This window comes from Planobispora longispora (assembly GCF_016863135.1).
In the GTDB taxonomy this organism is placed as follows: Bacteria; Actinomycetota; Actinomycetes; order Streptosporangiales; family Streptosporangiaceae; genus Planobispora; species Planobispora longispora.
Window position 1 is genome coordinate 78,512 of the sequence record NZ_BOOH01000049.1, and the last position, 24,501, is coordinate 103,012.

22 protein-coding genes are annotated in these 24,501 nt (G+C 73.1%); 8 read left to right on the forward strand and 14 right to left on the reverse strand.

Annotated elements, in window-relative coordinates; genetic code table 11:
- Positions 1-44: 44 nt before the first annotated feature.
- Positions 45-860 carry a TetR/AcrR family transcriptional regulator gene (locus tag Plo01_RS29545; RefSeq protein ID WP_203893994.1) on the reverse strand — a complete coding sequence of 272 codons (816 nt, stop codon included), beginning with the start codon at positions 858-860 and terminating at the stop codon, positions 45-47.
- A 294-nt stretch (positions 861-1,154) separates the two neighbouring features.
- Between Plo01_RS29545 and Plo01_RS29550 the strand changes: the two genes are divergently transcribed.
- Positions 1,155-2,612, forward strand: a complete 1,458-nt coding sequence (locus tag Plo01_RS29550; RefSeq protein ID WP_203893995.1) for an MFS transporter — start codon at positions 1,155-1,157, stop codon at positions 2,610-2,612.
- A 123-nt stretch (positions 2,613-2,735) separates the two neighbouring features.
- Here Plo01_RS29550 and Plo01_RS29555 read toward each other — a convergent pair whose 3' ends face one another.
- From Plo01_RS29555 to Plo01_RS29585, 7 genes are all read right to left on the reverse strand, one after another.
- Positions 2,736-3,923, reverse strand: a complete 1,188-nt coding sequence (locus tag Plo01_RS29555) for a VWA domain-containing protein (RefSeq protein ID WP_239317308.1) — start codon at positions 3,921-3,923, stop codon at positions 2,736-2,738.
- Positions 3,920-6,361: a DUF5682 family protein gene (locus tag Plo01_RS29560; RefSeq protein ID WP_239317310.1), complete on the reverse strand. Its 2,442-nt coding sequence runs from the start codon at positions 6,359-6,361 to the stop codon at positions 3,920-3,922. The genes Plo01_RS29555 and Plo01_RS29560 overlap by 4 nt, the downstream gene beginning before the upstream one ends.
- The gene (locus Plo01_RS29565) at positions 6,348-7,415 is read right to left on the reverse strand and encodes an ATP-binding protein (RefSeq protein WP_203893996.1); all 1,068 of its coding nucleotides are present in this window, start codon (positions 7,413-7,415) and stop codon (positions 6,348-6,350) included. The genes Plo01_RS29560 and Plo01_RS29565 overlap by 14 nt, the downstream gene beginning before the upstream one ends.
- Positions 7,412-8,785, reverse strand: coding sequence for a DUF5691 domain-containing protein (locus Plo01_RS29570; RefSeq protein ID WP_239317312.1), 1,374 nt, complete (start codon positions 8,783-8,785; stop codon positions 7,412-7,414). Before Plo01_RS29570 ends, Plo01_RS29565 begins: the two co-directional genes overlap by 4 nt.
- A 110-nt stretch (positions 8,786-8,895) precedes the next feature.
- Positions 8,896-10,176, reverse strand: coding sequence for an SWIM zinc finger family protein (locus Plo01_RS29575; RefSeq protein WP_203893998.1), 1,281 nt, complete (start codon positions 10,174-10,176; stop codon positions 8,896-8,898).
- 67 nt (positions 10,177-10,243) lie between these two features.
- Complete coding sequence (locus Plo01_RS29580) at positions 10,244-10,924, reverse strand: response regulator transcription factor (RefSeq protein ID WP_203893999.1); 681 nt, start codon at positions 10,922-10,924, stop codon at positions 10,244-10,246.
- The gene (locus Plo01_RS29585) at positions 10,894-11,949 is read right to left on the reverse strand and encodes a sensor histidine kinase (RefSeq protein ID WP_203894000.1); all 1,056 of its coding nucleotides are present in this window, start codon (positions 11,947-11,949) and stop codon (positions 10,894-10,896) included. Before Plo01_RS29585 ends, Plo01_RS29580 begins: the two co-directional genes overlap by 31 nt.
- Before the next feature lie 198 nt (positions 11,950-12,147).
- On the opposite strand from Plo01_RS29585, the gene Plo01_RS29590 reads away from it, so the two are divergent.
- A complete protein-coding gene (locus tag Plo01_RS29590; protein WP_203894001.1) occupies positions 12,148-12,735 on the forward strand; it encodes a hypothetical protein in 588 nt (195 codons plus the stop codon).
- A 152-nt stretch (positions 12,736-12,887) separates the two neighbouring features.
- Positions 12,888-13,340 (forward strand): cupin domain-containing protein, encoded by a 453-nt coding sequence (locus Plo01_RS29595; RefSeq protein ID WP_307837416.1) that lies wholly within the window; start codon positions 12,888-12,890, stop codon positions 13,338-13,340.
- Positions 13,341-13,350: 10 nt separating this feature from the next.
- On the opposite strand, the gene Plo01_RS29600 is transcribed toward Plo01_RS29595, so the two are convergent.
- From Plo01_RS29600 to Plo01_RS29615, 4 genes are all read right to left on the reverse strand, one after another.
- Entirely contained in the window at positions 13,351-14,199 is an 849-nt protein-coding gene (locus Plo01_RS29600) for a sugar phosphate isomerase/epimerase family protein (protein WP_203894003.1), read from the reverse strand.
- A gap of 143 nt (positions 14,200-14,342) precedes the next feature.
- Positions 14,343-15,179: a carbohydrate ABC transporter permease gene (locus Plo01_RS29605; RefSeq protein ID WP_203894004.1), complete on the reverse strand. Its 837-nt coding sequence runs from the start codon at positions 15,177-15,179 to the stop codon at positions 14,343-14,345.
- Positions 15,173-16,060, reverse strand: a complete 888-nt coding sequence (locus Plo01_RS29610) for a carbohydrate ABC transporter permease (protein WP_203894005.1) — start codon at positions 16,058-16,060, stop codon at positions 15,173-15,175. The genes Plo01_RS29605 and Plo01_RS29610 overlap by 7 nt, the downstream gene beginning before the upstream one ends.
- Before the next feature lie 36 nt (positions 16,061-16,096).
- On the reverse strand, positions 16,097-17,419 hold the full coding sequence (locus Plo01_RS29615) for an ABC transporter substrate-binding protein (RefSeq protein ID WP_203894006.1): 1,323 nt from the start codon (positions 17,417-17,419) through the stop codon (positions 16,097-16,099).
- 326 nt (positions 17,420-17,745) lie between these two features.
- Between Plo01_RS29615 and Plo01_RS29620 the strand changes: the two genes are divergently transcribed.
- From Plo01_RS29620 to Plo01_RS29630, 3 genes are all read left to right on the forward strand, one after another.
- Entirely contained in the window at positions 17,746-18,747 is a 1,002-nt protein-coding gene (locus Plo01_RS29620) for an SIS domain-containing protein (protein ID WP_203894007.1), read from the forward strand.
- A gap of 85 nt (positions 18,748-18,832) precedes the next feature.
- Complete coding sequence (locus tag Plo01_RS29625) at positions 18,833-19,720, forward strand: PfkB family carbohydrate kinase (protein ID WP_203894008.1); 888 nt, start codon at positions 18,833-18,835, stop codon at positions 19,718-19,720.
- A 47-nt stretch (positions 19,721-19,767) separates the two neighbouring features.
- Positions 19,768-20,868: a LacI family DNA-binding transcriptional regulator gene (locus Plo01_RS29630; RefSeq protein WP_203894009.1), complete on the forward strand. Its 1,101-nt coding sequence runs from the start codon at positions 19,768-19,770 to the stop codon at positions 20,866-20,868.
- 64 nt (positions 20,869-20,932) lie between these two features.
- Here Plo01_RS29630 and Plo01_RS29635 read toward each other — a convergent pair whose 3' ends face one another.
- Entirely contained in the window at positions 20,933-21,319 is a 387-nt protein-coding gene (locus Plo01_RS29635) for a VOC family protein (RefSeq protein WP_203894010.1), read from the reverse strand.
- A gap of 62 nt (positions 21,320-21,381) precedes the next feature.
- Here Plo01_RS29635 and Plo01_RS29640 point away from each other — a divergent pair, with 62 nt between their 5' ends.
- The gene (locus tag Plo01_RS29640) at positions 21,382-22,350 is read left to right on the forward strand and encodes a helix-turn-helix transcriptional regulator (RefSeq protein WP_203894011.1); all 969 of its coding nucleotides are present in this window, start codon (positions 21,382-21,384) and stop codon (positions 22,348-22,350) included.
- 64 nt (positions 22,351-22,414) lie between these two features.
- On the opposite strand, the gene Plo01_RS29645 is transcribed toward Plo01_RS29640, so the two are convergent.
- Positions 22,415-23,608: an FAD-dependent monooxygenase gene (locus Plo01_RS29645; protein WP_203894012.1), complete on the reverse strand. Its 1,194-nt coding sequence runs from the start codon at positions 23,606-23,608 to the stop codon at positions 22,415-22,417.
- A 111-nt stretch (positions 23,609-23,719) separates the two neighbouring features.
- Between Plo01_RS29645 and Plo01_RS29650 the strand changes: the two genes are divergently transcribed.
- Positions 23,720-24,433, forward strand: coding sequence for a TetR/AcrR family transcriptional regulator (locus Plo01_RS29650; protein ID WP_203894013.1), 714 nt, complete (start codon positions 23,720-23,722; stop codon positions 24,431-24,433).
- Positions 24,434-24,501: the final 68 nt, after the last annotated feature.

Genomic DNA, 24,501 nt, shown 5'->3' on the forward strand with positions numbered 1-24,501 from the left:
GGACCGTACGGCCGCCGCCCCGGGCGGCACATCGGTCCGGTGGATCAGTCCTTGGGCGTAGGACCCCCGGGGTCGCCGGGGATGCTGGGGGTTTTGGGACTCTTGGGGGTCCTGGGGTTCTCGGGCCCGCCGGAGGCGGGGCCCGCCTCGGCGGCGTAGGACGCCAGCCCGCGCAGCATCAGGTCGAGGCCGAACTCGAACCGCTCCCGGTCGTCCGCGGCCACCAGGTCGTCCACGTGCGCGACGAGGGTGGGGAAGCGGTCGGCGGGCAGGGCGCGGTAGAAGTCCCCGATCTGCCCGAAGATCTCCCCCAGGAACTCCTCCAGTTCCTTGCCGCTGCCCCGCTGCCGGAGGTAGTAGAGCGAGCTCTCGAAGGCGTCGGCGCACACGTAGAGGCCGAGCCGGTCGACCATCAGGGAGGCGATCTTCGGCGGCACCCCGCCCGCGATCATGATGCGCAGCTGGTTCTCGGCGATCCGCAGCGCGTTGGGGGTGGTCGGGATGTTGGCGAGGCCGACCCTGGCGATGTCGGCGTGGGCGCCGAACACCCGGATCGCCTCCAGGACCACCTCCCTGATCTGCTCCAGCCAGCGCTCCGGCTCGGGCTCGGGCACCTGGATCTCGCCCATGACCTCGTCGTAGATCAGGTCGAGCAGCTCCTCCTTGTTCTCCACGTGGGCGTACAGGGAGGCGGGGCCGGTGCCGAGCTCCTGGGCGACCCGGCGCATGCTCAGCGCGTCGACCCCTTCGGCGTCGACGATCCGCAGGCCGGTGGAGACGATCAGATCCCTGCTCAGGACGGTCCGCGGGGCACTGGTCTTGCGCGCCTTGCGCCAGGGCGGAGCGGGGAGGTCGGTCATGCCGGGATGGTATCCGCCCCGGTTTCCCCTCGCGAACACCGTACCGATCACGAACGGTGTACGTGCCACGAACTTCGTCCCGCTGACGAACGCCGCACGACGTGCGAACGCCGTCCATTGGACGAACACCGTACTTGACACGAACAGTGTTCGTCATTACAACAGTGTTCGTAAGCAACGAACGTCGTTCGTCAATGTGCCCGGCTCTCCTTTCTTCCCGTACGGCCCGCTCCCGGATCGCGTCCCGAACGCCCCGGAGCGGCCCCGGAACCCCCTCCCCGGAGCGGAGTCCCCATGACCCACTCTGCCGGCGCCGGCCCGCAGGCCGTCACCGCCGCCCCGTACCGCCTGCGCTGGCCGGCGCTCTTCGTGATCCTCGCCGCCGAGGTGATGGACCTGGTCGACGCGGTCATCACCAACATCGCGGCGCCCTCGATCCACGCCGACCTCGGCGGATCGACCAGCATGATCCAGTGGCTCGGCGCCGCGTACACCCTGGCGATGGCCGTCGGCCTGCTCACCGGCGGGCGCCTCGGCGACCTCTACGGCCGCAGGCGCATGTTCGTGGCCGGCGTGGCCGGTTTCACCGCCGCCTCGCTCCTGTGCGGCCTGGCCGCCTCCCCCGAGCTGCTGATCGGCTCACGGGCGCTGCAAGGCCTGTTCGGGGCCATGATGATCCCGCAGGGTCTCGGCCTCATCAAAGAGATGTTCCCGCCGAAGGAGATGGCCGCCGCGTTCGGCGTCTTCGGCCCCGTCATGGCCCTGTCCCTGGTGGGCGGGCCGGTGCTCGCGGGCTGGCTGGTGGACGCCGACCTGTTCGGCACCGGCTGGCGCATGATCTTCCTGATCAACCTCCCGGTGGGCCTGCTCGCCCTCGCCGGGGCGGTCCGCTTCCTGCCCGAGTCCAGATCCGGTCACGCCTCCCGCCTCGACCTGACGGGCGTGTGCCTGGCCTCGGCCGCCTCCTTCCTGCTGATCTACCCGCTGGTCCAGGGACGCGACCTCGACTGGCCCGCCTGGACCTTCGCCTCGATGGCCGCCTCCGTCGCGCTCTTCGCGCTCTTCGCCCGCCACCAGGCGGCCAAGCGGCGCGCGGGCGGCGACCCGCTGCTGGTGACCGGCCTGTTCCGCAAGCGCGCCTTCACCGGCGGCCTGGTGACCGGGCTGGTCTTCTTCACCGCGCTGGTCGGTTTCTCGATGGTGCTCAGCCTGTACTTCCAGATCGGCCTGGGCTACGACCCGCTCAAGGCGGGCCTGGCGAGCCTGCCCAACGCGGTCGGCTCGCTGATCGGCTTCGCCGCCGTCAACGCCGCCGGCCTGGCGCAGAAGGTGGGCCGCAAGCTGATCCACCTCGGCGCGGCCGTGATGGCGGCCGGTCTCGCCGGCACCGCCCTCACCCTGAACCTGGCCGGCGCGGACGTCACTCCGTGGCAGCTCACCCCGGCGCTGTTCGTCACGGGCGCCGGGATGAGCATGGTCATGGCGCCCTTCTTCGACATCGTGCTGGCCGGGGTCGAGCCGCACGAGTCGGGCTCGGCCAACGGCACCCTCACCGCCGTCCAGCAGCTCGGCGGGGCGCTCGGCTCCGCCGTGATCGGCACGCTCTTCTTCGGCATGCTGGAAGACGGCCGGGCCTTCTCCGAGACGATGCAGACGACGATCTGGGTGACGACCGGCATGGTCGCCGCCGCCTTCGCCGCCGCCTTCCTGCTCCCGCTCAGGGCTCGCCCGCAGGAGGGCGCGGGCCACTGAGCGGGGACGCGGGCCGCCGGGCCGATCGGGACCGCACCGGCCGGACCGGCCGGGCGGAATGCCCTCCCCGCCCGGCCGGTCCCGGCGGGGACGGGCCTCCGTGCCGCCCCGCCGGGCCCGCCCTCAACCGGCCGGGCGCTCCAGGTAGCGCTCGGCCCACTGGCCTATGTCGCGGCGCTCGATCGCGGCGGCCATCAGGCCGGGGAAGGCGTCGGGCGTGCACGCGAAGGCGGGCACCCCCATCGCCGCGAGCGCGGCGGCGTTCTCCCGGTCGTAGAAGGGCGCCCCCTCGTCCGACAGCGCCAGCAGCACGATCACCTGAACCCCGGAGGCGGTCATCTGGGCCACCCTGCGGAGCATCTCCTGGCGGACCCCGCCCTCGTACAGGTCGCTGATCAGGATGAAGATGGAGTCGTTGGGCCGGGTGATGAGGCCCTGGCCGTAGGCGATGGCCCGGTTGATGTCGGTGCCGCCGCCGAGCTGCGTGCCGAACAGCAGCTCGACCGGGTCGTGGAGCTGGTCGGTGAGGTCCACGACCGAGGTGTCGAAGACCACCAGCGACGTCTTCAGCGACCGCATCGAGGCGAGCACCGCGCCGAAGACGCTGGAGTAGACCACGGAGGCGGCCATCGAGCCGCTCTGGTCGATGCAGAGCACCACCTCGCGCTGGACCGCGCGCTGGCGCCTGCCGTACCCGACCAGCCGCGAGGGGATCACGGTGTTCTTCTCCGGCAGGTAGTTCTTGAGGTTGGCGCGGATCGTCCGGTCCCAGTCGATGTCGGCGACGCGCTTGGGGCGGTGGGTGCGCGCCGACCGGTCGAGCGCGCCGGTCACCGCGGCCTTGGTCTTCTGCGTCAGCCGCCGCTCCAGCTCGGAGACGACCTTGCGGACCAGCGCGCGGGCCGACTCGCGCGCCTTGTCGGGCATGACCCGGTTGAGCGACAGGAGCGTGCCGACCATGTGCACGTCGGGCTCGACCGCCTCCAGCATCTCCGGCTCCAGCAGCAGCCGGGTCAGGTTCAGCCGCTCGACCGCGTCCTTCTGCATCACCTGGACCACGGTGGAGGGGAAGTAGGACCTGATGTCGCCCAGCCAGCGCGCGACGCGCGGCGCGGACGCCCCGAGCCCAGCGCTCCGCTCGGCGGACCCTCCCTCGCCGCCGGCGTTGTAGAGCGCGGCCAGCGCGGCGTCCATCTGCGCGTCGGTCCCGCCCAGCCCGCACCCGGTGCCGTCGGCGTCGCCGCCGAGCACCAGCCGCCAGCGGCGCAGCCGCTCGTCACCCGTCGCGGATTCCGCCGCAGCGTCCGTCACGATGTCCTCCCCAGGATCTCCAGCACGGTCCGCACGGCCGCCGCCGCGCGTTCCTCGTCGATCTCCTCGGCCGCCGCGGCGGCGGTCCCGCCCCCGCCGAGCGAGCGCACCCGCTCGCCGATCGAGCGGCGCTCCGGCGCGGCGAAGGCGCCGAAGGTCCGCCGCAGCAGCGGCAGCACGTCCACGAACGCCTCCGGGACCAGGCCGGTCAGCCACCCGTCGATCAGCCCGAGCAGCCGGGCGTCGTGCACCAGCAGCAGCCCGCCGCCGGAGACGAACCCCTCGACCCAGGCCGCCACCCGCGCCGGCGGATGCCCGGCCGACATCGCCCGCGACATCCGCCGGCCCGCGCGGTCGGCGTCGAGGTCTCCGGCGTCCAGCAGGATCCGGACGGTCCGCCCCTCGATCAACCCGTGCAGGTCCGAGCGGCCCGACACCCCGCGCAGCGCGCCCAGCCAGCGGTCCTTGGGTGAATCCTCCCCGGAGAGCTCACGGGAGCCCGTCCCCCCGCCGCCGGAGGCGCCATGGGAGTCCGTGCCCGGGTCGAGCAGTCCGACCGCGGCGTGCACCGCGTCGACGTGGCCGAGCAGGTCGCGGGCGGCGTCGTCGTCCAGGCCGGTGACCGCCGCGCCCAGGCCGACGCACACCCGGGTGAGCAGGGCGTCGACGATCGCGGCCAGCCCGGCGGCGGGCGTGCCGCGCACGTCGCCGTAGCGCTGGGCGCGGACCATCGCGGGCAGCGCCGCCATCAGGTGCGTCACGTCGCTGTCCAGCGCGGCCCGCGCCGACAGGGCGTCCAGCACGTGCGGCAGCGCGTCCGGCAGCTCGGCGAGCAGGCACTTCTCCACCAGCCCGGTGAGGTCGGCGAGCGAGACCCCGGCGCCCCCTCCGGCCCCTCCCGGGCCGCCCGCCCCGGAGCCCCGCCTCCCCGGCGGGCCGCCCGACCCGACTCTCCGCCCTCCGGACGGGCCGCCGGACGCCTTCCCCCCGTCCGCGAGGTCGCGGACGCGGGCCGAGGCCGCCGCCGGGACGGTGGTGCCCCAGGCACTCGCCTCGATCAGGTCGATGTCGAACTCCGGGCGCCACACGAGCGTCCACGACTCGCGGAAGGTGCCCTTGCTCCGGCTCTCCCGGAGGGTCCCCCAGTCCACGCCGAGCAGGCGCAGGCGGTGCAGCAGCCTGCTGCGCTCCAGGTCCAGGGGCTTGCGCAGGTCGAGGTCGAGCTCGCGGTCGAGCGCCTCGGGCTTCAGCCTGACCCGCCGCTGCTCCTCGCGCAGGTGGCGCTGGAGCGGGACCATCGGGGTCGTGTCGGGCACCCGGCCGAGCCGCTCCCCCACGACCATGCGCCGCTGGATCAGCTCCACCGGCAGGTCGTCGCCCTCGCACAGGACGGCCCTGACCGCCTCGGTGACCTCCGCCAGCCCGGCCAGCGGACGTCCGCGGAGCACCCCGAGCGAGTGCGCCAGCCGTACCGCCTCGATGACGTGCGCGGAGGAGACCGGCAGGTCCTCGCCGCGCAGCACCCCGGCGGCCCCGGTCAGCCACCGCTCCACCGGCCGGTCGGGCGCGGCGAACAGGTGGTGGTACCAGCCCGGGGAGGTCACGCCCGCGCCGTATCCGCTCCACGCGCTCAGCCGCCCGTAGGTCCACGGCACCCAGGTCATCTCCACCTTGGCCTTGGGCAGGCCGCGCAGCAGCGCGTCGTCGGCCTTCGCCGGCGGCAGCCCGGCGTCCCACCTGCGGGCGTCCGCCGATCCGGCCAGGGCGGGGACGTGCCAGGCGCCGCAGACGACGGCGATCCGCTCGAACCCGTCCTTGACCGCCTTGCGGATCGTCCGGCGCATGAACGCCTCGCGCCGCGCCTCGTTCCCCTCCGGGACGTGCCCCTCGCGGACCGCGGCCATCGCCTCGGCGATCACCTCGAACGGCGTGTCCCCGCGGTGCTCGACCGCATCCTCCCACCAGCGCTCGGGATCGTCGTATCCGGCGGCGCGGGCGAGCGTGCCGATCGGATCGATCCGTACGGCCCGCGCCCCCTCCTCCTTCTCCGGGTCCTCGCCGGCGTCCTCGCGGTCCTCCCCGGAGGAGGCGAGGCTGTGCGCGGCGGGCAGGTCGCAGAACCGGACCGGCGCCCCCGCCGCGGCCGCGTAGCGGATCGCCTGCCACTCCGGGGAGAACACCGCGAACGGCCAGAACGCGGCCCTGGACGGCTCGCCCGGGACGTGCGCCAGCAGCGCCACCGGCGGCTCCAGCTCCGGGTCGGCGGCGAGGGCGACCAGCTCGTCGGCCTCCGGCGGCCCCTCGATGAGCACGATGTCCGGCTTGAGGCGCTCCAGCTCCGCGCGCAGGGACCGCGCCGAGCCGGGCCCGTGGTGCCGGACGCCGAGGACGGACACACCCGCCGCCCGCACGGCGGTCTCCGGTTCAGCCCTCGTCACGGCAGGCCCGGTAGAAGTCGCGCCAGTCGCGGCGCTCCCGCACGACGGTCTCGAGGTACTCGCGCCAGACGACGCGGTCGGAGACCGGGTCCTGGATCACGGCGCCGACGATCCCGGCCGCCACGTCGGCGGGGCGCAGCACCCCGTCGCCGAAGTGGGCGGCCAGGGCGACGCCGTTGGTGATGACGGAGATCGCCTCGGCGGTGCTGAGGGTGCCGCTGGGCGACTTGACCTTGGTGCGGCCGTCCTCGGTGACGCCGGTCCGCAACTCGCGGAAGACCGTGACGACGCGGCGGATCTCCTCCAGCCCGGCCGGGATCCCGGGCAGCTCCAGGGAGCGGCCCAGCTGCTCCACCCGGCGGGTGACGATGTCCACCTCCTCCTCCGCGGTGCCCGGCACCGGCAGCACGACCGTGTTGAACCGGCGGCGCAGCGCGCTGGACAGCTCGTTGACGCCCCGGTCGCGGTCGTTGGCGGTGGCGATGAGGTTGAACCCGCGCGCGGCCTGGACCTCCTCGTTCAGCTCCGGGATCGGCAGCGTCTTCTCCGACAGCACGGTGATCAGCGCGTCCTGCACGTCGGAGGGCATGCGGGTCAGCTCCTCGACCCGGGCGATGCGGCCCTCGGCCATCGCCCGCATCACCGGGCTGGGGGTGAGCGCCTCCCGGGACGGCCCCTCGGCCAGCAGCCGCGCGTAGTTCCAGCCGTAGCGGACGGCCTCCTCGGCGGTGCCGGCCGTGCCCTGCACCAGCAGGGTGGAGTCGCCGCTGATCGCGGCGGCCAGGTGCTCCGACAGCCAGGTCTTGGCGGTGCCCGGCACGCCGAGCAGGAGCAGCGCCCGGTCGGTGGCCAGCGTCGCCACGGCCACCTCGACGATGCGGCGGGGGCCGATGTACTTGGGGGTGATCCGCTCCCCGTCGCCCAGGATGTAGGTGGTCACCGCCCACGGGGACAACTTCCAGCCCGGCGGCCGGACCCGGTCGTCGTCCTTGGCCAGGACCTCCAGTTCCTCGGCGTACTGGTCCTCGGCGTGGGCGCGCAGCACCGTCGTCATGAGAGCTCCTTGAGCATGTCGTCACGGAAACGCAGGAGGGCGGCGACCTCCTGGATGGGGGGTTCGGGCGAGAGGCGCTCGGCCAGGCCGTACAGCGCGGGATCGACGCGTTCGCCGGCGAGCTTGGTCAGCTCGCCGAGGTTCCACGGCTGGGTGCCCGACAGTTCGAGGATCTTGTGGAGCACGGCCCGGGCCAGCTCCGGCCCCCACGGGGCCGCCGCGCCGCCGAGGACCATGATGAGCTGCCCGTCCAGGCCGTGCCTGCGGACGAACCCGGCGGCCACGGTCTCCTGCTCCTCGCGGGGCAGTACGGCCAGCAGATCGGCCAGCGGGTCGGAGGCGAACAGCTCCCGCGCCCACTCCGGATCGCCCTGGAGCACGGCCGCCCTGACCCAGCCCGCCATGACCTCCCGCTCCCAGTCCACGATCTTCGTCCGGACGAGTTCGCGGGGCGGGCGCCCGAGCAGGTCGCCCCAGACGCCGAGCGGGGTGCGGGCCACCAGCTGCTGGAGCCACCAGCCCCGCTCGCCGGTGCCCCGGGGCGGCTTGGCCCGGATGCCGTCGCGCTCCATCGCGGCGTCGCACTCGAAGGGCGCGTCGACCTCGAGCTTCCCGCGTGCGACGGCGAAGCGGCGGGCGACCCGCTCGGCCATCCGCCGCCCGAGCCGTGAGTCCGGCAGGCGGGTGAGCAGGTCGGCGGCCTCGTGCCTGACCTCGCGGCGGCGGTCGTCGAGCGCGGCCTCCAGGAACGGCTCGTCGTCCAGGGAGAGCCCCTCGCCGAGGACCTCCAGGAACGCCGCCCGGTCCTCGGGCGTCTCCTTCTCCCACGCCGCCGCGAGCAGCTCGCGGGCGGCCCCGGGGTCGGCGGCCCGCAGCGCGGCCAGGTAGGCCCGCCGGTCCCCGCAGGTGCCCAGCTCCCACACCTCCGGCCGCGGCCGGGCCGCGGTGACCTCCTCCAGCAGGAAGTCCCAGGCGGGGTTGAGCGCGGCCAGCCAGCGCCCCCGGCGCCCGGCCAGGATGCCGGCGTGCGGCCGGATCGAGCGGTCGCGGGCGGCGTGGTCCAGCAGTTCGGGCAGCAGGTGCGGCGCGAGCCGGTACCCCCGGCCCGCCGCGGTCCGGAGCCACTCGGCGAGCACCCTCGGCCGCTCACCGCCGAGGATCCGGGCTAGCCGGTCGGCGGCGGCGCGCGAGACGACGGGCTGCTCCTCCCGCGGGGCCGCCTCCAGCGGCTCGCCCGCGCGCGGCCGCTGCCCGGCGCGGGCGCGCACGGTCTGCACGGCGGCGCGTTCCAGCAGCTCCACCGCCGGGTCGGCGCCCGCCGGGACACCCTGCGGCGGCCTGCGCTCGGTGCCGACGAGCGCGGTGGACACGAGGTCCTCCCACGCCGTCATGGTCCCGGGCGCAGTCTGCTTCGCGGGACCGGCCGCGGGGTTCGCAGCGCCGTCCGCGGAACCGTTCGCAGCACCGTTCATGGGACCGCTCACAGCACCATCACCTGGCCTTCCTCGTCCCACATCGACAGGGGCCGCAGGCCCTGGGGGGTCCATTCGGCGGCGACGGTCAGCGGCCGCCCGCCGGAGGCGGCGACCAGCCGCCACGGGGCGCCCGCCGACGGGTGCAGCGGGAGCCCGCCGTCCGGGCCGCCCAGCAGCCACGATCCGTTCCCGTCCCGCATGGGGGCCACCGCGTCCAGGACGAGCGGCCAGGAGTCCGTCCACGGGTCTCCCGCCAGGGCCGCCGCCACCTCCTCCAGCGCCCGTTCCAGGGCGGAGCCGGGCGGGACCGTCGCGGGGACGGCGCCGTGCCGGTCGGCGACCAGGGCGCGCAGCGGGGCCGAACCGGGGTAGAACGCCAGCTCGGCGTCCACGGTCGTGCCCGTGACGAGTGAGGCGTCGAGCGCCTGCCCGACCGGGGCGAAGGAGAGCACGAGCGCGGCCCGCCCGCTCGCCCGGCCGCGCAGCCAGACCCGCCGCGAGATCAGCCGGTCCTGTTCCTCGTCCCGCCGTCCCAGCACGTCCCACAGGTCGCGGACCGTCTCTCCGGCGAGCACCTCCTCCCTGGAGGTCTGGAACCCGACCCGCCCCCGCACGGCCGGCGCCGGCGGCTCGCGGCGGTGGGCGACGACGAGGAGATGCAGGAGCGCGTACTCCGACAGCAGGCGCGCCGGCCAGTCCTCGCCCCCGAGGACGGCCCCCAGCCGCGAGACCGTCCCGGCGACGCCGGGGGCCTGGGCGTCGACCAGGCGCTTGACCAGGCCGTCCCAGTGGTCGTGCCGGCGCGACCCGGCGACGCCCTGCCGCACCTGGTCGGCCAGCCAGCGCTCCAGTTCCTCCAGACCGGCCGCGACCCGCTGCTCACGCTGCTCGGCCCGCTTCGGGTCGGGGGCCGCGCCGGCCGCCGTACGGGGTGCGGGGGCGGGCCGCTCGGCGCGGACGCGGCGCTGGTCGAGCCACTCGGCCACCCAGTCGGCGGGCGCGTCGGCGTCCGGGACGCCGTCGGCCGACCACAGGAGCAGCAGGCCGAGGGCGTGCTTGCAGGGGAACTTCCGGCTCGGGCAGCTGCACCGGTAGGCGGGACCGGACAGGTCCACGCAGGCCCGGTAGGGCTTGGAGCCGCTGCCCTTGCACTCGCCCCACACCGCCTCGGCGGTGACGCCGGCATTCGACCACTTTCCGGGGGACGAGACCCCCTGGGCCGCCTTCTGGGACGAGGCGTCGGGCGCGAGCGCGAGCACCTGATCCCGGTTCCACCGTTCGATCACGCGCCGAACGCTAGCCAACCCCGCCGACAAATTCCGACCATCCTCAAATGGCCGGCGTTTTCCCTGCTCATTGCCCTAAAACCGGTCGGGTGCCGGCGAAGACGAGGCCGAGTTCGTAGGCGAGGACGGCCGCCTGGGTGCGGTCACGGGCCCCGAGCTTGTCCAGGACGTTGCCGACGTGCGTTTTGACCGTCTCCTTGGTGACGTGCAGGGCTGCCGCGATCTCCGCGTTGTTCCGGCCGAGCGTGATGTGCCGCAGGACGTCCAGCTCGCGCGGGGTCAGCTCGACCGGCACGCGGGGCTGCGCCGTACCGGAATACGGGGAGGCGATGCGGCGCAGCGCGTCGGGGAAGAGCACCGCGTCGCGTGAATGCACCAGCCGGACGGCCTCCACCAGCTCGCCGGCGGGCGCGCGCTTGAGCACGTAGCCCGCCGCGCCTGCGCGCAGGGCGCCCCAGACCAGCTGGTCGTTCTCGAACGTGGTGACCACGACGACCCGCGTCGCCGGGGAGCGGCGGGTGAGCTCCCGGGTCGCGGCCAGGCCGTCCATGCGGGGCATGCGGACGTCCATCAGCACGACGTCGGCGCCGGCGCCGGCCTCGACGGCCTCGTGGCCGTCGGCCGCCTCGCCCACCACCGCGATGTCGTCGTGGAGGGAGAGCATGGTCGCCCATCCCGAACGGATCAGCTTCTCGTCGTCGGCCAGGACGACCCGGATCACAGCGGCAGCCTCGCCCGAACGCGCCATGTCCCGCCCTCCTCCTCCCAGGTGCACGTCCCGCCGGCCAGGCGGGCCCGCATGCGCATGCCGGCCAGCCCGCGCCCCTCCTCACCGGGGCTGCCCTCGGTGGCGTTGTCCACGGTCAGGACCAGGTCGGCGCCGACGGCGACGCCGAGCGCGACCGGGCCGCGCCCGTGGCGCAGGGCGTTGGTGAGCGCCTCCCGCGCGATGGCGAAGGCCACGCGCGAGGTCGCGGCCGGGACCCCGCCGAGGTGGTCGGCTCTCACATCCACGTCGAGGCCGTCCGTGAGCGTGCCGAGCGCCTCCAGCGTGGGGGTCTCGGCCGTGACTCCGTCGTCGAGCACGTTCAGCAGCACGTCCAGGTCCTGCTGGGCGTGGCGGGCGGCGGCCGTCAGATGGTCGAGGGACTGTGCGGCGAGCGCGGGCGCGGTCCGCTGCAGCGCCGCCTGCGCGGCCATGGCCTGCACCAGGACGACGCTGAGGGCGTGGCCGACGGAGTCGTGCAGTTCCAGGGCGAGGGTCTGGCGTCGGCCCAGCTCGTCGATCACGCGTGACGGCTCGGTGCGCAGCAGCCGGCGCGCCGCCCAGCGCTGGCCGGATCCCGCGGCGACCATCGCGGCCAGCGTGACGGTGGCGAGCAGGAGCACCTCGGCCGTCGTGCCGGGGGTCTCGCGCCACAGTTCGCCGAGCCGGACCAGTGCGGGAGCCAGCGCCAGGATGCCCGCGCCGAACGTGGCGCCGCCGTACAGGTGCAGGCCGGTCAGGGCCACCAGGTAGACGCGGTCGGCCCGCTCGGGCACCTCGACGTCGAGCAGTTCCGACAGCGCGGCCACCTCCAGACGACGCATCAGCGGTGTCATGGCGAGCAGCACCGAGGCGGGCAGGCACGCCGCCCACAACGTCAGCACGCGCTCCAGCGTCAGCTCGGTCAGGATCGGCAGGCCGAGCGCCACGGCGGGCGGAGTCAGCAGCGCGGCTCCCAGCACCTGGTAGATCCCGGCCTTCACAGCCTGGGTGATACGGCGCTTCACGACGACCGACGTTAGCCGACGTTTCGCCGGACGCACTCCCCCGCCGGGGGGAGGCGGCCCGGTCCGGCGGTTCCTAGCGTGAGCGGCATGACGAGAACCGATCGACTGCACGGCGCGGCACCCCCGCTCCCGGTGACGACCGCAACCGGGGAATCCGCGATGACTCCGGTGAGCAGCCCATCGGCGGGGGAATCGGCGATGACTCCGGTGAGCGGTCCATCGGTGGCCGCCGGACGGCTGCGCGCCGCGTGGAGGGCCGCCCACGCCCCGGTGCCCGGGGTCCCCGGCTGGGCGCGGATCGCCGCCTACGCCGTTCCGCTCGCCGTGCTGCCGTCCGGCCTGTGGCGGCTCCCGCTGGTGTTCCGTGACGGGGTCGGGTTCGGCGAGCGGGCCTACATCGTCTCGCTGTCGGTCGTGTCGGAGCTGGCGGCGTTCGCCGCCGTCGGGCTGATCGCCGCCTGGGGGGAGCGGTTCCCGCGGTGGATCCCCCGGTTGCGCGGCCGCCGGGTGCCGACGCCGGCCGCGGTCGTCCCCGCGGCCCTCGGCGCCGTGGTCCTGACGGTCTTGTGGACCTACGCCTTCGTCGTCGTGCCCGCCGGAGTCGCCCTCGACGGCGAGCCGGTTCCGCCGGACTTCCCCACGCGGGCGGGCGGCTGGGAGACCGTGATCTTCTACCTGTGCTACCTGCCGCTCCTGCTGTGGGGACCGCTGCTCGCCGCCGTCACCTACGCCTACCACCGGCGCCGCCGGGACCCCCGACCCCGGAAAGAGCGCCGGGACCGTTGACCTCGGGAAGAGCGCCGGGACCGCCGACCCCGGGAAGAGCGGCCCCCGTGCGGCGTCTGCCCGGCCCGCCCGACGGGTCCGTCTCCGGGACCGCTCCGATGTCCGACGATCCGCCGCGGCCTCCGGATCTTCCGCTCACTACCATCGGAGCGGTGACCGTACCTCCTCAGTCCTCAGAGCCTTCGCGGCGTCCGCCGCTCGCCGAGATCCTGGACCTCCGCCCCCACCCCGAGGGCGGCTGGTTCCGCGAGACCTGGAGAACCTCCCACCAGCTCACCCCGCCCGGGTACGGCGGGCCCCGGACGACCGCCACCGGGATCTACTTCCTGCTCTCGCCCGGCGAGGAGTCGCGCCCGCACGTCGTCCGCTCCGACGAGGTGTGGCTCTGGCACCGGGGCGGCCCGCTGACCCTGGTCCTGGGCGGCCACGAGGGCCAGCCGGCCTCCGCCCTCACCCTCGGCCCGCTGGTGGAGGAGGGGCAGGTCCCCCAGGCCCTCGTCCCGGCCGGCACCTGGCAGGCGGCCCGCCCGGCCGGGACCGAGGCCGTCCTGGTGAGCTGCGTGGTCTCCCCCGGCTTCGACTTCGCCGACTTCCGGATGATCTGAAGCGGCGGCCTCAGGGGCGGCCCGGCCCCGCGAGCGCGTCGCCGACCGCCGCCAGACACCGCTCCACCGCCGGCCGGGGGTCGAAGGCGTACGTGCCGTCGCCGAAGAGCTCGAAGGTCATGGACCCGGTGTATCCCCGGCGCTCCAGCGCGGCCAGGTAACCGGCCAGCGGAAGCTCGCCGTCGCCCCACGCCAGGTGCCCCGCCGGCTTGCCGTCGATCAGGTGCACGTGGCGGACGCGGTCGCCGAGCGCGTCGAAGTAGTCGTCGACGGTCTCACCGGCCACGGCCATGGCCACGGTGTCGAGCACGGCGCCGAGGTTCGCCGCGCCCACCTCGTCGATCATCGCCGCGAGCGCGCGGGAGTCGTTGACGAGATTCGACTCCACCCGCTGCAGCGGTTCGAGCACGCACGTCACCCCGAGGGTGGCGGCGTAGGCGGCGATCTCCCCGATCGCGTCGGCGGCGCGGCGCCGGGCGGCCTCCACCGGCTCGTCCTCGAAACCGCGGCCGGGAGTCACCAGCAGCAGCTCCGCCCCGAGCTCCGCGCCCAGCTCGGCCGCGCGGCGGAACACTCCGACGCTCGCCGCGCGCAGCCAGGTGACGGGCGAGGCGATGTTGACCGGGTACATCACCTGCTCGGGGGTGAGGCAGTGCACCGCCAGGCCGCGTGTTCCGAGGCGGCGGCGCAGGGCGCGCGCCTCGGCGTCGCTCACCTGCGGGATGTGGAACTGGGGCGCGACGCCCCACAGCTCCACCCGCTCGCGGCCGAGGGCGGCGGCGTCGTCGAGGAAGCGCTCGAACGGAAGGTGCTGGTAGGCGAAGTTCGAAGCGGTGATCTGCTGGAGGGAGAGGGTCATCGGGACTCCTGTCGTACGGCGGCGCGCTCCGGCCTGTTTCGTCCCCGCCGGAGGGGTCCGTTCCCGGCCCCGCCGGAGGGTCGTCCATCACCGGTTCCAGCTCCGCCGGGGAGCGGCCGATTCCCGCCCCCGCCGGAGAAGGGTCACTTTCCGATCCCGTCGGCCAGGCCCCTGACGATGTAGCGCTGGCCGAGGAAGAACAGCAGCACCACCGGCACGGCCGCGATCACCATGCCGGCGAAGACGACGGGGAAGTCGGTGCCGTGCTTGCTCATCAGGCTCGTCAGGCCCACCGGCAGGGTCTGCACGCCGCTGCCGCTGGTGAAGACCATCGCGAACAGGTACTCGTTCCAGGTGAAGAGGATGTGCAGCAGGACCGTCGAGGTGATGATCGGCTTGCACATGGGCAGGGTGATCCGCCAGAAGGCGGTCCACCGGCCGGCGCCGTCCATCTCGGCGGCCTCGTCGACCTCCCGCGGCAGGTCGATCATGTAGGCGCGGATGAGGAAGGTCGTGAACGGGATGCGGAAGGCGGTGTACAGGATCAGCAGCGCCCAGAAGCTGTTGTACAGGCCCATCGCCTGGAACATCTTCACCAGCGGGACGAGCGCCACGGTGGGGGCGAGCATCAGCCCGCCGAGGATCAGCGCGGTGACCGTCCGGTTCATCGGGATCCGCACCCGGGTGAGGCCGTAGGCGGCCCAGGCGCTGACGAACACGGTGGCGATCGTGGAGGTCACGGTGACGAGCACGCTGGTGGTCAGGTAGTCGCTCACCCCCCGGTTCCACGCCTTGCGGTAGTTGTCGAAGCTCCAGTCGACGGGCAGGGCGAAGGGGTCGCCGAAGAGCTCGGCGTTGGTCTTGAACCCGTTGACCAGCATCCACAGCAGCGGATAGAGCACCACCACCGCGAGGCCGAGGAGGAAGGCCCACATGAACACGCGGACGATCACCCCGAGAAAGCTCAGGCGACTCACCATTCCACCCTTCTCCTCCGGGTGAACCACAGCTGCACCAGGGCGATGCCCAGCGTGATCACGAAGAGCACCGTCGCGATGGCCGCGGCGTAGCCGAAGTCGTTGCGGACGAATCCGCTCCGGTACAGCCAGGTCCCCAGAACCTGGGTCGAGTTGTTCGGCCCTCCGCCGGTCATCACCATGACCTCGTTGAACACCTGGAAGGCCCCGGAGATGGTCACGATCGCCATCAGGCCGGTCATCTCCCGCACCAGCGGGAACGTCACGTGGACGAAGCGGCCGATCGGCCCGACGCCGTCGATGGCCGCCGCGCCGTAGATCTCGGCGGGGATCCGCTGGATCGCGACGGCGAACAGCAGGGTCGAGTAGCCGAACCCCTGCCACTGGCTCATCGCGATGATCGCGGTCATCGCGGTGCTCTCCTGCCCCAGCCACGCCTGGGCCAGCTCCCCCAGTCCCACCGCCCGGAGCAGATGGTTGAGCGGTCCCAGGCTGGGCTCGTAGATGAAGTAGAAGAGCAGGCCCGCCACGGTCAGCGAGATCGCCGAGGGGACGAAGTAGATCGCCCGCAGGCTGCGCCGCCACCGCTCGCTCCGGATGCTCTCGATCAGCGCGGCGAGCACGAGGGCGCCGAACACCTGGACGGCGATCGAGATCACCGCGTACAGCAGGTTGTTGCCGAACGACGACCAGAAGACCGGGTCGTCCAGAAGCCTGCGGTAGTTGTCGAACCCGATGTACTCCCGGCTTCCGCTGTAGATGTCCCATTCGAGCGTGCTGAACTGGAGGTTCTGCACGAGCGGCAGGTAGACGAACACTCCCACCAGCACGAGGGCCGGGACGACCCACGCGAGGCCGAGTGTTCTCCGCACGATGGCGCGCACCGGCGTGCTCTCCCTTCTCTCCCTCCGGCCGTACGGCTACTTGGCCGACGCCGAGGCCTGGCGCACGCTCTCGAGCACCTTCTCCGGGGTCGCGCTGCCGCTGACGAGGGCTTCGCCGCCGGCCAGCCAGGCGTCGGCGACTTCGGGGACGGTCACCGTGTCCAGCCAGATGGCCAGGTAGGAGGCCTCGTTGACCATCTCGATGCCCTCGAGGACGGCCTTGCCGGAGGTCTCCTCGGTGACGGCCCCGATGACCGTGCTGGGCTGGGCGTACGGCGCGGCGGAGAGCTTCGCGGCGTTCTCCGTGCTGGTGAGGAACTTCATGAAGTCGACGGCGAGCGCCACGCGCGGCGACCTGCCGTTGATCAGGTAGCCCTCGGGCGCGCCCTCGATCGCCTTGGGATCTCCGGCGGCGCCCTGGGGGACCGGCAGCGGGAAGATGCCGAAGTCCTCCGGCTTGAGCTCCCGCTCGCCGGTGACGTTGGCGAACTCCAGGATCTCCTGGTAGTACATCGCCGCCTTGCCGTTGAGGAACTTCTCCTGCGCGGAGCTGTACAGCACGCCGTTGGTGCCGTCGCGGGTGTCGGTGCACTCGTCGACGACGGTCTTGAACTGCTTGAGCGCGGTGACGTAGCCGGGGTGGTCGAGCTTGGCCGTCTTGGGGTCGAAGTCGGCGGTCAGGACGTCGCGCGGCACGCTGTAGGCGAACAGCTGCTGCAGGTAGTGCAGGGCGGGCCAGCCGTCCTTGTTCCCGAAGGTGATGGGCTCGTATCCGGCCTTGCGCAGCGGGGCGCAGCTGGCCACGAGCTCCTCGAAGGAGGTCGGCGCCTTCACCCCGGCCTTGTCGAAGGCGGCCTTGTTGTAGCCCATGAACTTGCCGTTGTTGTACAGCGGGACGCCGTAGTACTTGCCGTCGTAGGCGAAGGCCGACAGCGCCGCCGGGCTGAAGGTCTTGCCCCACGCGGTGTCCGGGCCGATCACCTTGGTCAGGTCGGCGGCCAGGCCGCCGCGGACGAAGTTCTCCGCCCAGTTGCCGGTCCAGCTGAAGTAGATGTCGGGCAGGGCCCCGGAGGCGGTCAGGGTCTTGGTCTTGTCCTTGATGCTCTGGTCGGTCTCCTGGATGAGCTCGACCTTCACCTCGGGGTGCAGCTTCCGGTAGTCGGCGACGACGCCCTCGAAGTAGGGGCTCAGGGAGTCGCCGGCGAACTTGGTCAGGATGCTCAGCGTCCCGGAGAACTCCGGGGTGGCGGCGGCGTCGGCCGCGGGGGCCTTCGCGGCCGGCTCGCCGGCGCAGCCGGCGAGGGCGAGCACCGAGGTCCCGGCGAGTACCGCGAACGTCGTCAGCGCGCGAGAGCGCATGGGCTCTTCCTTTCTCTCGGGGGGAGAGGGGACCGCCGGTGCGTGGGGCACCTCAGATCCGCCCTGGAGGTCTGCGACACGAAGCGCTTGGTGTGGGCCGACTGTACAGACCTTCTGATACCGGTACCAGATCTAAATCCAAGATCTTTGGCGGAGATGCACTAACGAGATCAAGTCGAGTGCATCGCGTATCCCCAGCTAATGAGGAGCTGTCCGAAGGGGCGGTGTTGACGGCACGCATCCACCTGTGTCAGCGTGACCCCCGCGTGATACCGGTATCAGCCTCAGAACGGCGCCGGCCGCAGGCACTCCCGAAAGGACGCAAGATGCTCCGTTTCAACGAGCCGGAATTCCTCCAGCAGCTGACCAGCACCGTGGCGCTGCGCCCGCAGATCGAGGAACTGGTCGATCGGCTCGTGGACGAGGGGTTCGACAACCTCTTCCTCGTCGGCGCCGGCGGCACCTACGCCCAGATGTGGCCGTACGAGCACCTGGCCCGGCGCTCCTCGACCCTCCCCGTGCGCGCCGTGATCGCCGCGGAACTGATCGCCTCCGGTGACGCGTCCCTCGGCGAGCGCTCCGTCGTGATCTTCCCCTCGGTCTCCGGCACGACCGACGACAGCGTCCGCGCGATCGAGTACTGCCGCTCCAAGGGCGCCCGCACCGTCGGCCTCACCGGCTACCCCGACTCGCCCGTCGCCCAGAAGGTCGACGTCGCCCTCGTCTCCGAGCCCAAGGCCTGGCCCTTCGACGCGCAGATGCTGCTGTTCATGGGCCGGCTGCTGTCGCGGCGCGGCGAGTTCGCCGGCTACGAGAAGCTCGCCGACGAGCTCGCCGGCCTCCCGCGGATCCTCCTCGAGGTGGCCAGGCAGGCCGAGCCGGTGGCCGCGGCCTTCGCCGAGGCCCACAAGGACACCGGCTACCACTTCCTGGTCGGCGGGGGGAACCTGTGGGGGTTCACCTACCTGTACTCCATGTGCATCCTCGAGGAGATGCAGTGGCTGCGCACCACCAGGGTGCACAGCGCCGAGTTCTTCCACGGCTCCCTGGAGCTGATCGAGGAGGACACGAGCGTCGTCATCTTCCAGGGCGAGGACGAGACCCGCGCGCTCACCGACCGCGTCGAGTCCTTCGCCCGGCGCATCTCCAAGGACGTCACCGTCTTCGACACCCGTGACTACCCGCTGGAGGGGATCAGCCCCGAGTTCCGCGGCCTGATCGCCCCGCTGGTGCTCGACACCGTACTGGGCCGGGTCAGCAAGCACCTGGAGCGGGTCCGCGACCACTCGCTCGACCTGCGCCGCTACTACCGCGTCATGGACTACTGACGCGCCCAGCCCCCGTCCCACCGGCCCCGCCGCGCCCACCCGGGCTCCCGCTCCCCCACGCGGAGGCCCGCACACAGGAGAACCCATGAGAGTCCTCGGCTTCGGCGACAACATCGTCGACCGGTTCGTCGACCGCGGCGTCGACTACCCGGGCGGCAACAGCGTGAACGTCGCCGTCTACGCCCGCCGCCTCGGCCTCGAAGCCGCCTACCTGGGGGTCTTCGGCGACGACGACCTCGGCCGTTTCCTGGGCGAGACGATCGCCGCCGAGGGGGTCGCCGTCGACCGCTGTGTCGTACGGCCGGGTGAGACCGGTCTCTCTCTGCTCCGGGTCGACGACGGCGACCGCGTCTTCCTCGGCTGGAACGGCGGCGGGGTCACGGTGCGGGAGCCGCTCACGCTCGACTCCGGCCTCCTGGAGTACGTCTCGTCCTTCGACCTGGTGCACTCGAGCGTGTACTCCCGCAGCGAGGACGAACTGCCGAAGCTGGCCGGGCTCGGCACGCTGGTCAGCTTCGACCTCTCCAGTGAGGAGGAGTTCCGCGCCCCCTCCTACCTCGACCGCGTCTGCCCCCACGCCGACCTGGTGCTGCTGTCGTGCTCCCACCTGGACGAGACCGCCACGCGCGCGCTGCTGGCCGAGGCCGTACGGCGGGGCGCGCGCCTGGCGCTCGCCACCCGCGGCGTGCACGGGGCGATCGCCTGGGACGGACACGCCGCCGTGTCGGTCCCGGCACGCCGGGTGGAGGACCCTCACGAGATCGTCGACACGATGGGGTGCGGCGACGCCTTCCTCGCCGGGTTCGCGGTCTCGCTGCTGCGCGACGGCTGGTCCGCGGGCTCCCCGCCGCGGTCCCAGCTGATCGGCCGCGCGCTGCGCGCGGGCGCCGCCTCGGCCTACCGGCAGTGCTTCGTCGAAGGGGCCTTCGGCCGCGGCCGCCCCTGCGAGGCGCCGTCCGGGCGCCCGCGATAGCTAGCATGTGGCGAGCCTCCGAACGCGAGAAATGAGGGACGCGATCCATGCCAGCTGACCGGGGCCAGGCGGCGGGACAGCCGACGATCTCCGAAGTGGCTGCCGAGGCCGGCGTCGGCCGCGCGACGGCGGCCCGCACGCTCGGCGGATATGGATACGTCAGCCCGGAACTGCGCGAGCGGGTGCTCGCGGCGGCCGAGAAACTCGGCTACCGGGCGAACGCCCTCGCGCGCAGCATGTCGACCGGGGTGAGCCACACCCTGGGAGTGATCGTCGCCGACATCGGCAACCCCTTCTTCGCCGGTGTGGTCCGCGGGATCTGCGACACCTCCCGGGCGCGGGGCTTCGACACGATCGTGCTGAGCACGTACGAGAACCTCGACGAGGAGGTCGCGGCGACGAACGTGCTCATCGACAAGCGCGTCGACGGCGTCATCATCGCCTCGGCCGCGGTCGGCCGCCGCGAGGTCGCGCACATCAGGGCGGCGATGGACCGCATCCCCGTCGTCCTCGTCGACCGCGCGGTCGCCTCCCTCGACCTCGACACGGTCGTCATCGACAACCGCGACGCGGCGCGGGAGGCGGTCGAGACGCTCATCGCGGCCGGGCACCGCCGCATCGGGTTCGTGTGGGGGCCCCCGGCGGCGCAGCAGCCCGTGACGCGGCGCGGGCTGCTGGCCGAGGCGTCCAGGAACCTGTGGACCGACGGCGAACGTCTGCGCGGCTACCTCGACGCGCTCGACGACGCGCGCATCCCCTTCGATCCCGAACTGGTGATGGTCGGGCGCAAGACCGAGGAACGGGTGACCGAGGAGGTCGCCCGCATGCTCTCCCTGCCCGACCGCATCACCGCGATCTTCTGCACCGAGACCGACGGGGTCACCGGCGCCCTGCGCGCCCTGCGGACGGCGGGCCTGTCGTGCCCGCGCGACGTCGCGCTGATCGGTTTCGACGACAGCGCGTGGGCGGCGGTCATGGAACCGCCGCTGACGATGATCGAGCAGCCCGTGCACCGGCTCGGCGCCAAGGCGGCCGAGGTGCTCCTCGACGCGATCGCCGGAGGCGAGCCCGCCCGCGAGACGCACACCCTCCGTTCCCGCCTGATCGCCCGCTCCTCGGTCGCCCCTCCCCCTGGCCCCCACCACTGACGGGAGGGAGCTCACCGTGGCCGCGTCCGGCTCCGGAGCCGGTCACGGCATCAGCCGATGACGTTCAGTTCTGCGTGGAGATGCAGAACGGGTGGCCGGCGGGGTCCAGCAGGACCCTCCGCTCCTCGGGATGCGGTTGGGCCGGGGGCTCGGTGGCGCCCAGGGCCAGCATCCGTGCCTGAGCCGCCTCCAGGTCGTCGACGCCCAGTTCCATGTGCGCCTGCTTGCCATGGGAGGGGTCGGGCCAGGTCGGAGGCCGGTAGTCGGCGACCCGGATGAAACCCAGTCCCGGTGAACCGTCGCGGCCGAGCAGGACGAAGTCGTCGCTGGAGTAGACGACGGGCAGGCCGAGAGCCTCGCCGTAGAAGCGGGACAGCTCGACGGGGTCCGGGCAGTCGAAGTCGATGGACAGCAAGCGGACGGCGGGCGCGGATACGGGTTCGGTGCTCATGGGAAGACGCTATGACGGGACCAGGACAGTTCCGGTCCTGGTCATCGGGGACACTTCAGAGTGTGATCAGCACCTCCGCCCGCCTGCTGCGACTGGTCTCGCTGCTGTCGACCCGGCCGACCTGGACCTGCCGCGAGCTGGCCGAGCGGATGGCGGTCACCGACCGCACGGTCCGGCGGGACGTCGCCCGGCTGCGGGAACTCGGCTACTGCATCGAGTCCGACCCCGGGCCCTGGGGCGGTTACCGCCTCGGCGGCGGCACCCGGGTGCCGCCGCTGATCCTCGACGACGAGGAGGCGCTCGCCGTGGCCGTGGCGCTGCGCGAGGCCGCGCTCAGCGGCGTCCTCGGCAGCGACCAGGCCGCGCTGTCGGCGCTGCTGAAACTGCGGCAGGTCCTGCCGCCTCGGATCGCGGACCGGCTGGGTGAGATGGACGCCACCTTCGTCCACACTCCCCGGCCCGAGGGGCCTCAGATCCCCCCCGGCGTGCTGCTGGAGCTGGCCGCCGCCTGCCGCCGCGGTGAGCGCGCCCGTCTGTCCTACCGCGACCATGCGGGCAGGGCGAGTGTCCGCGACGTCGACCCCTACCGCCTGGTGCACACGGGCCTGCGCTGGTATTTCGTCGCCCGGGACGTGGCCAGAGACCAGTGGCGGACGTTCCGGGCCGACCGGGTGGTGAACGTGCAGCCGACCGGACGGCCGGTCGAACTCCTCGACCCGCCCGACCCGGCCCTCCTGGTCTCCCGGGGCATCGCGAGCGTCGTGTACCCCCTCTACGGGAGGGTCCGGCTCCCCCACCCCATGGACCGGGCCCTGCGGCTGATCCCGCCGACGATCGGCGCCCACCACCCGGACGGGCCCGATGCCACCATCGTCGAAATCGGCGCCAACGACGCCGACGAGCTCGCCCGGTACCTCCTCGGCCTGGGCACCCCGCTGCGAGTCCTGTCCCCGGACGAGGTCCGGGAGGCTCTGCTGCGCCGTACCCGGGAGTTGTCGGAGGACAACGGCGGCGGCCGGTCCCCGCAGTAGACGCCGCCCTCGTCCCCCGCCCCCGGCCGGTCCGCGGCAACGCGGTGGCGTGGAGGCCGGCTGTCTATCCGGCGGCTGCCCGCACGGGCTCCCGACGCGGGCCGAGCCGCCCGCGCAGCCATCCGGCGGCGGCGACGGCGGGCCAGAGCCGCGTCGCCAGGTTCCTGGCCGTGATGGCGGCGCGGGTCGCGGGGACCATCAGCGCGGCGGCTGTCGCGATGCTGCCCTGCCGGGGGTCGACCAAGGCGCGGTGCCCGGTCTCGTACCGGGTGAAGGCGGAGACGGGGTCGGCGGGGGTGGCCGCCAGTTCCCGGGCGAGCGTGTGGGCTCCGGCGATGGCCAGGGTGGATCCGTCGCCGAACAGCGACACCGATGAGGCGGCGTCGCCCAGGAGCGCGACGCGGCCGTTGCTCCAGCGGTCGATCCGCACCTGGCTGACGGAGTCGAACCACAGGTCCTCGGCGGTGCGCGCCAGGTCCAGCAGTTCGGGCACGCGCCAGCCGCCGCCGGTGTAGGCGTCGGCCAGGATCCGCCGGTGCCGGGCGATGTCGCGGTGGTCGAAACCCTCCACGGCGGGGCTGCGGAAGACGAACGCCGCCAGCGCGCGGCCGTGGACGGGATGGAGGGAGACCATCCGGCCCGGGGCGTTGTGCAGGACGACGTCGTGCCCGTTCCCGGCCGGGCCGCTCAGCGGCATCGTCGCGACGTACAGGCCCATGTGGCGCACGAACCGCTCCTCGGGCCCGAAGGCCAGCCGGCGGGTCGCCGAGTGCAGCCCGTCGGCCCCGATGACCAGGTCGAACCGGCGCGGAGCCGCCTTCTCGAAGGTGACGTGCACGCCGTCGCCATCCTGGCTGAGCGCGGTCATGGTGTCGCCGAACAGGAACTCGGCGGTGTCCCGGCTCGCCTCGTACAGGATCCTCGCCAGATCGGAGCGCGTCACCTCCACCTCGCCGCTGCCGCTCGCCCGCCGCAGGGCCCGCATGTCGACCCGGCCGACCTCACGGCCGGAGCCGTCGACGAAACTCATCGCCGTCACGGACGTGGCGGCCTCACGCAGTCGCCCCATGACGCCCATCCGCTCGGCCACCCGGACGGCCGGGCCGCGGACGTCCACCGGGTTGCCGCCGGAGCGCGGCCCGGCCGAGTGCTCGACGACGGTGGTGCGGAACCCGTGCCGGGCCAGCCAGTAGGCCAGCGTGGACCCGGCGACGCCGGCCCCGGAGATCAGCACGGTCGGTCTGCTCGTGATGTTCATGACGCGCTCCTGTCGTTGGGAACCCTTAGGAACATATGACTAAATTTGAAAATCAGTCAACAAGCAGAGAGTGAGTTGACCGAAACTCACATCCGGTCATACGGTTCTCCGGTGAGCGCCAGCACCGAACGGGTCCGGGACGCGCGGGGGCGGGCCGAACGCGCCCGGCTGATCCTCGACGTGGCCGCCGATCTGCTGGCGCGCCACGGCTACCGGCGGGTGACCATCGACGACGTGGCCGCCGGGGCGAACATCGGCAAGGGCACCGTCTACCTGCACTGGAAGACCCGCGAGCAGTTGTTCGGCGCGGTCTTCGAGCGCGAGGTCCGCTACGCGCTCGACGAGCTGCGGCAGGCGCTGCGACAGGATCCGCGCGGGTGCCTGCTGCACCGCTTCGCGCGCGCCTATTTCCTGGCCATCACCAGGCGGCCGCTGCTGCGCGGGTTCCTCCTGGCCGATCCCGGCCTGCTGGGCAAGCTGGCCGCCTCCCGCGGCGCCGCCCTCGACGGCCGGCACCGCGCGATGGCCCGCGACTATTTCCGCCTGCTCACCGAGCACGGCCTGCTCCGCGACGACATGGACGCCGACGAGCTCGGCTACGCCTATCAGGCGACGTTCGAGGGCTTCCTGCGGGCCGACGACGGCGTCCCCGCCGAGGGCCTGGAGCGGCGGGCGGACCTGCTGGCGCGCACCGTCCAGCGGGCGTTCGAGAACGGCCCGGCGCCCGGCGACGGCACGCTGCCCGGCCTCGCGGACTCCGTCGTCGCCCTGCTCAGCGACCTCATCGACGACGGCCGCGACGAATCCGGCGTCCCCCCGGCCTGACCCGGACCGCCCCGCCCCGCCCCGAACACGCCGAAGGCGGTGACGGCGGGAGGTGTGACGGTTTCCCG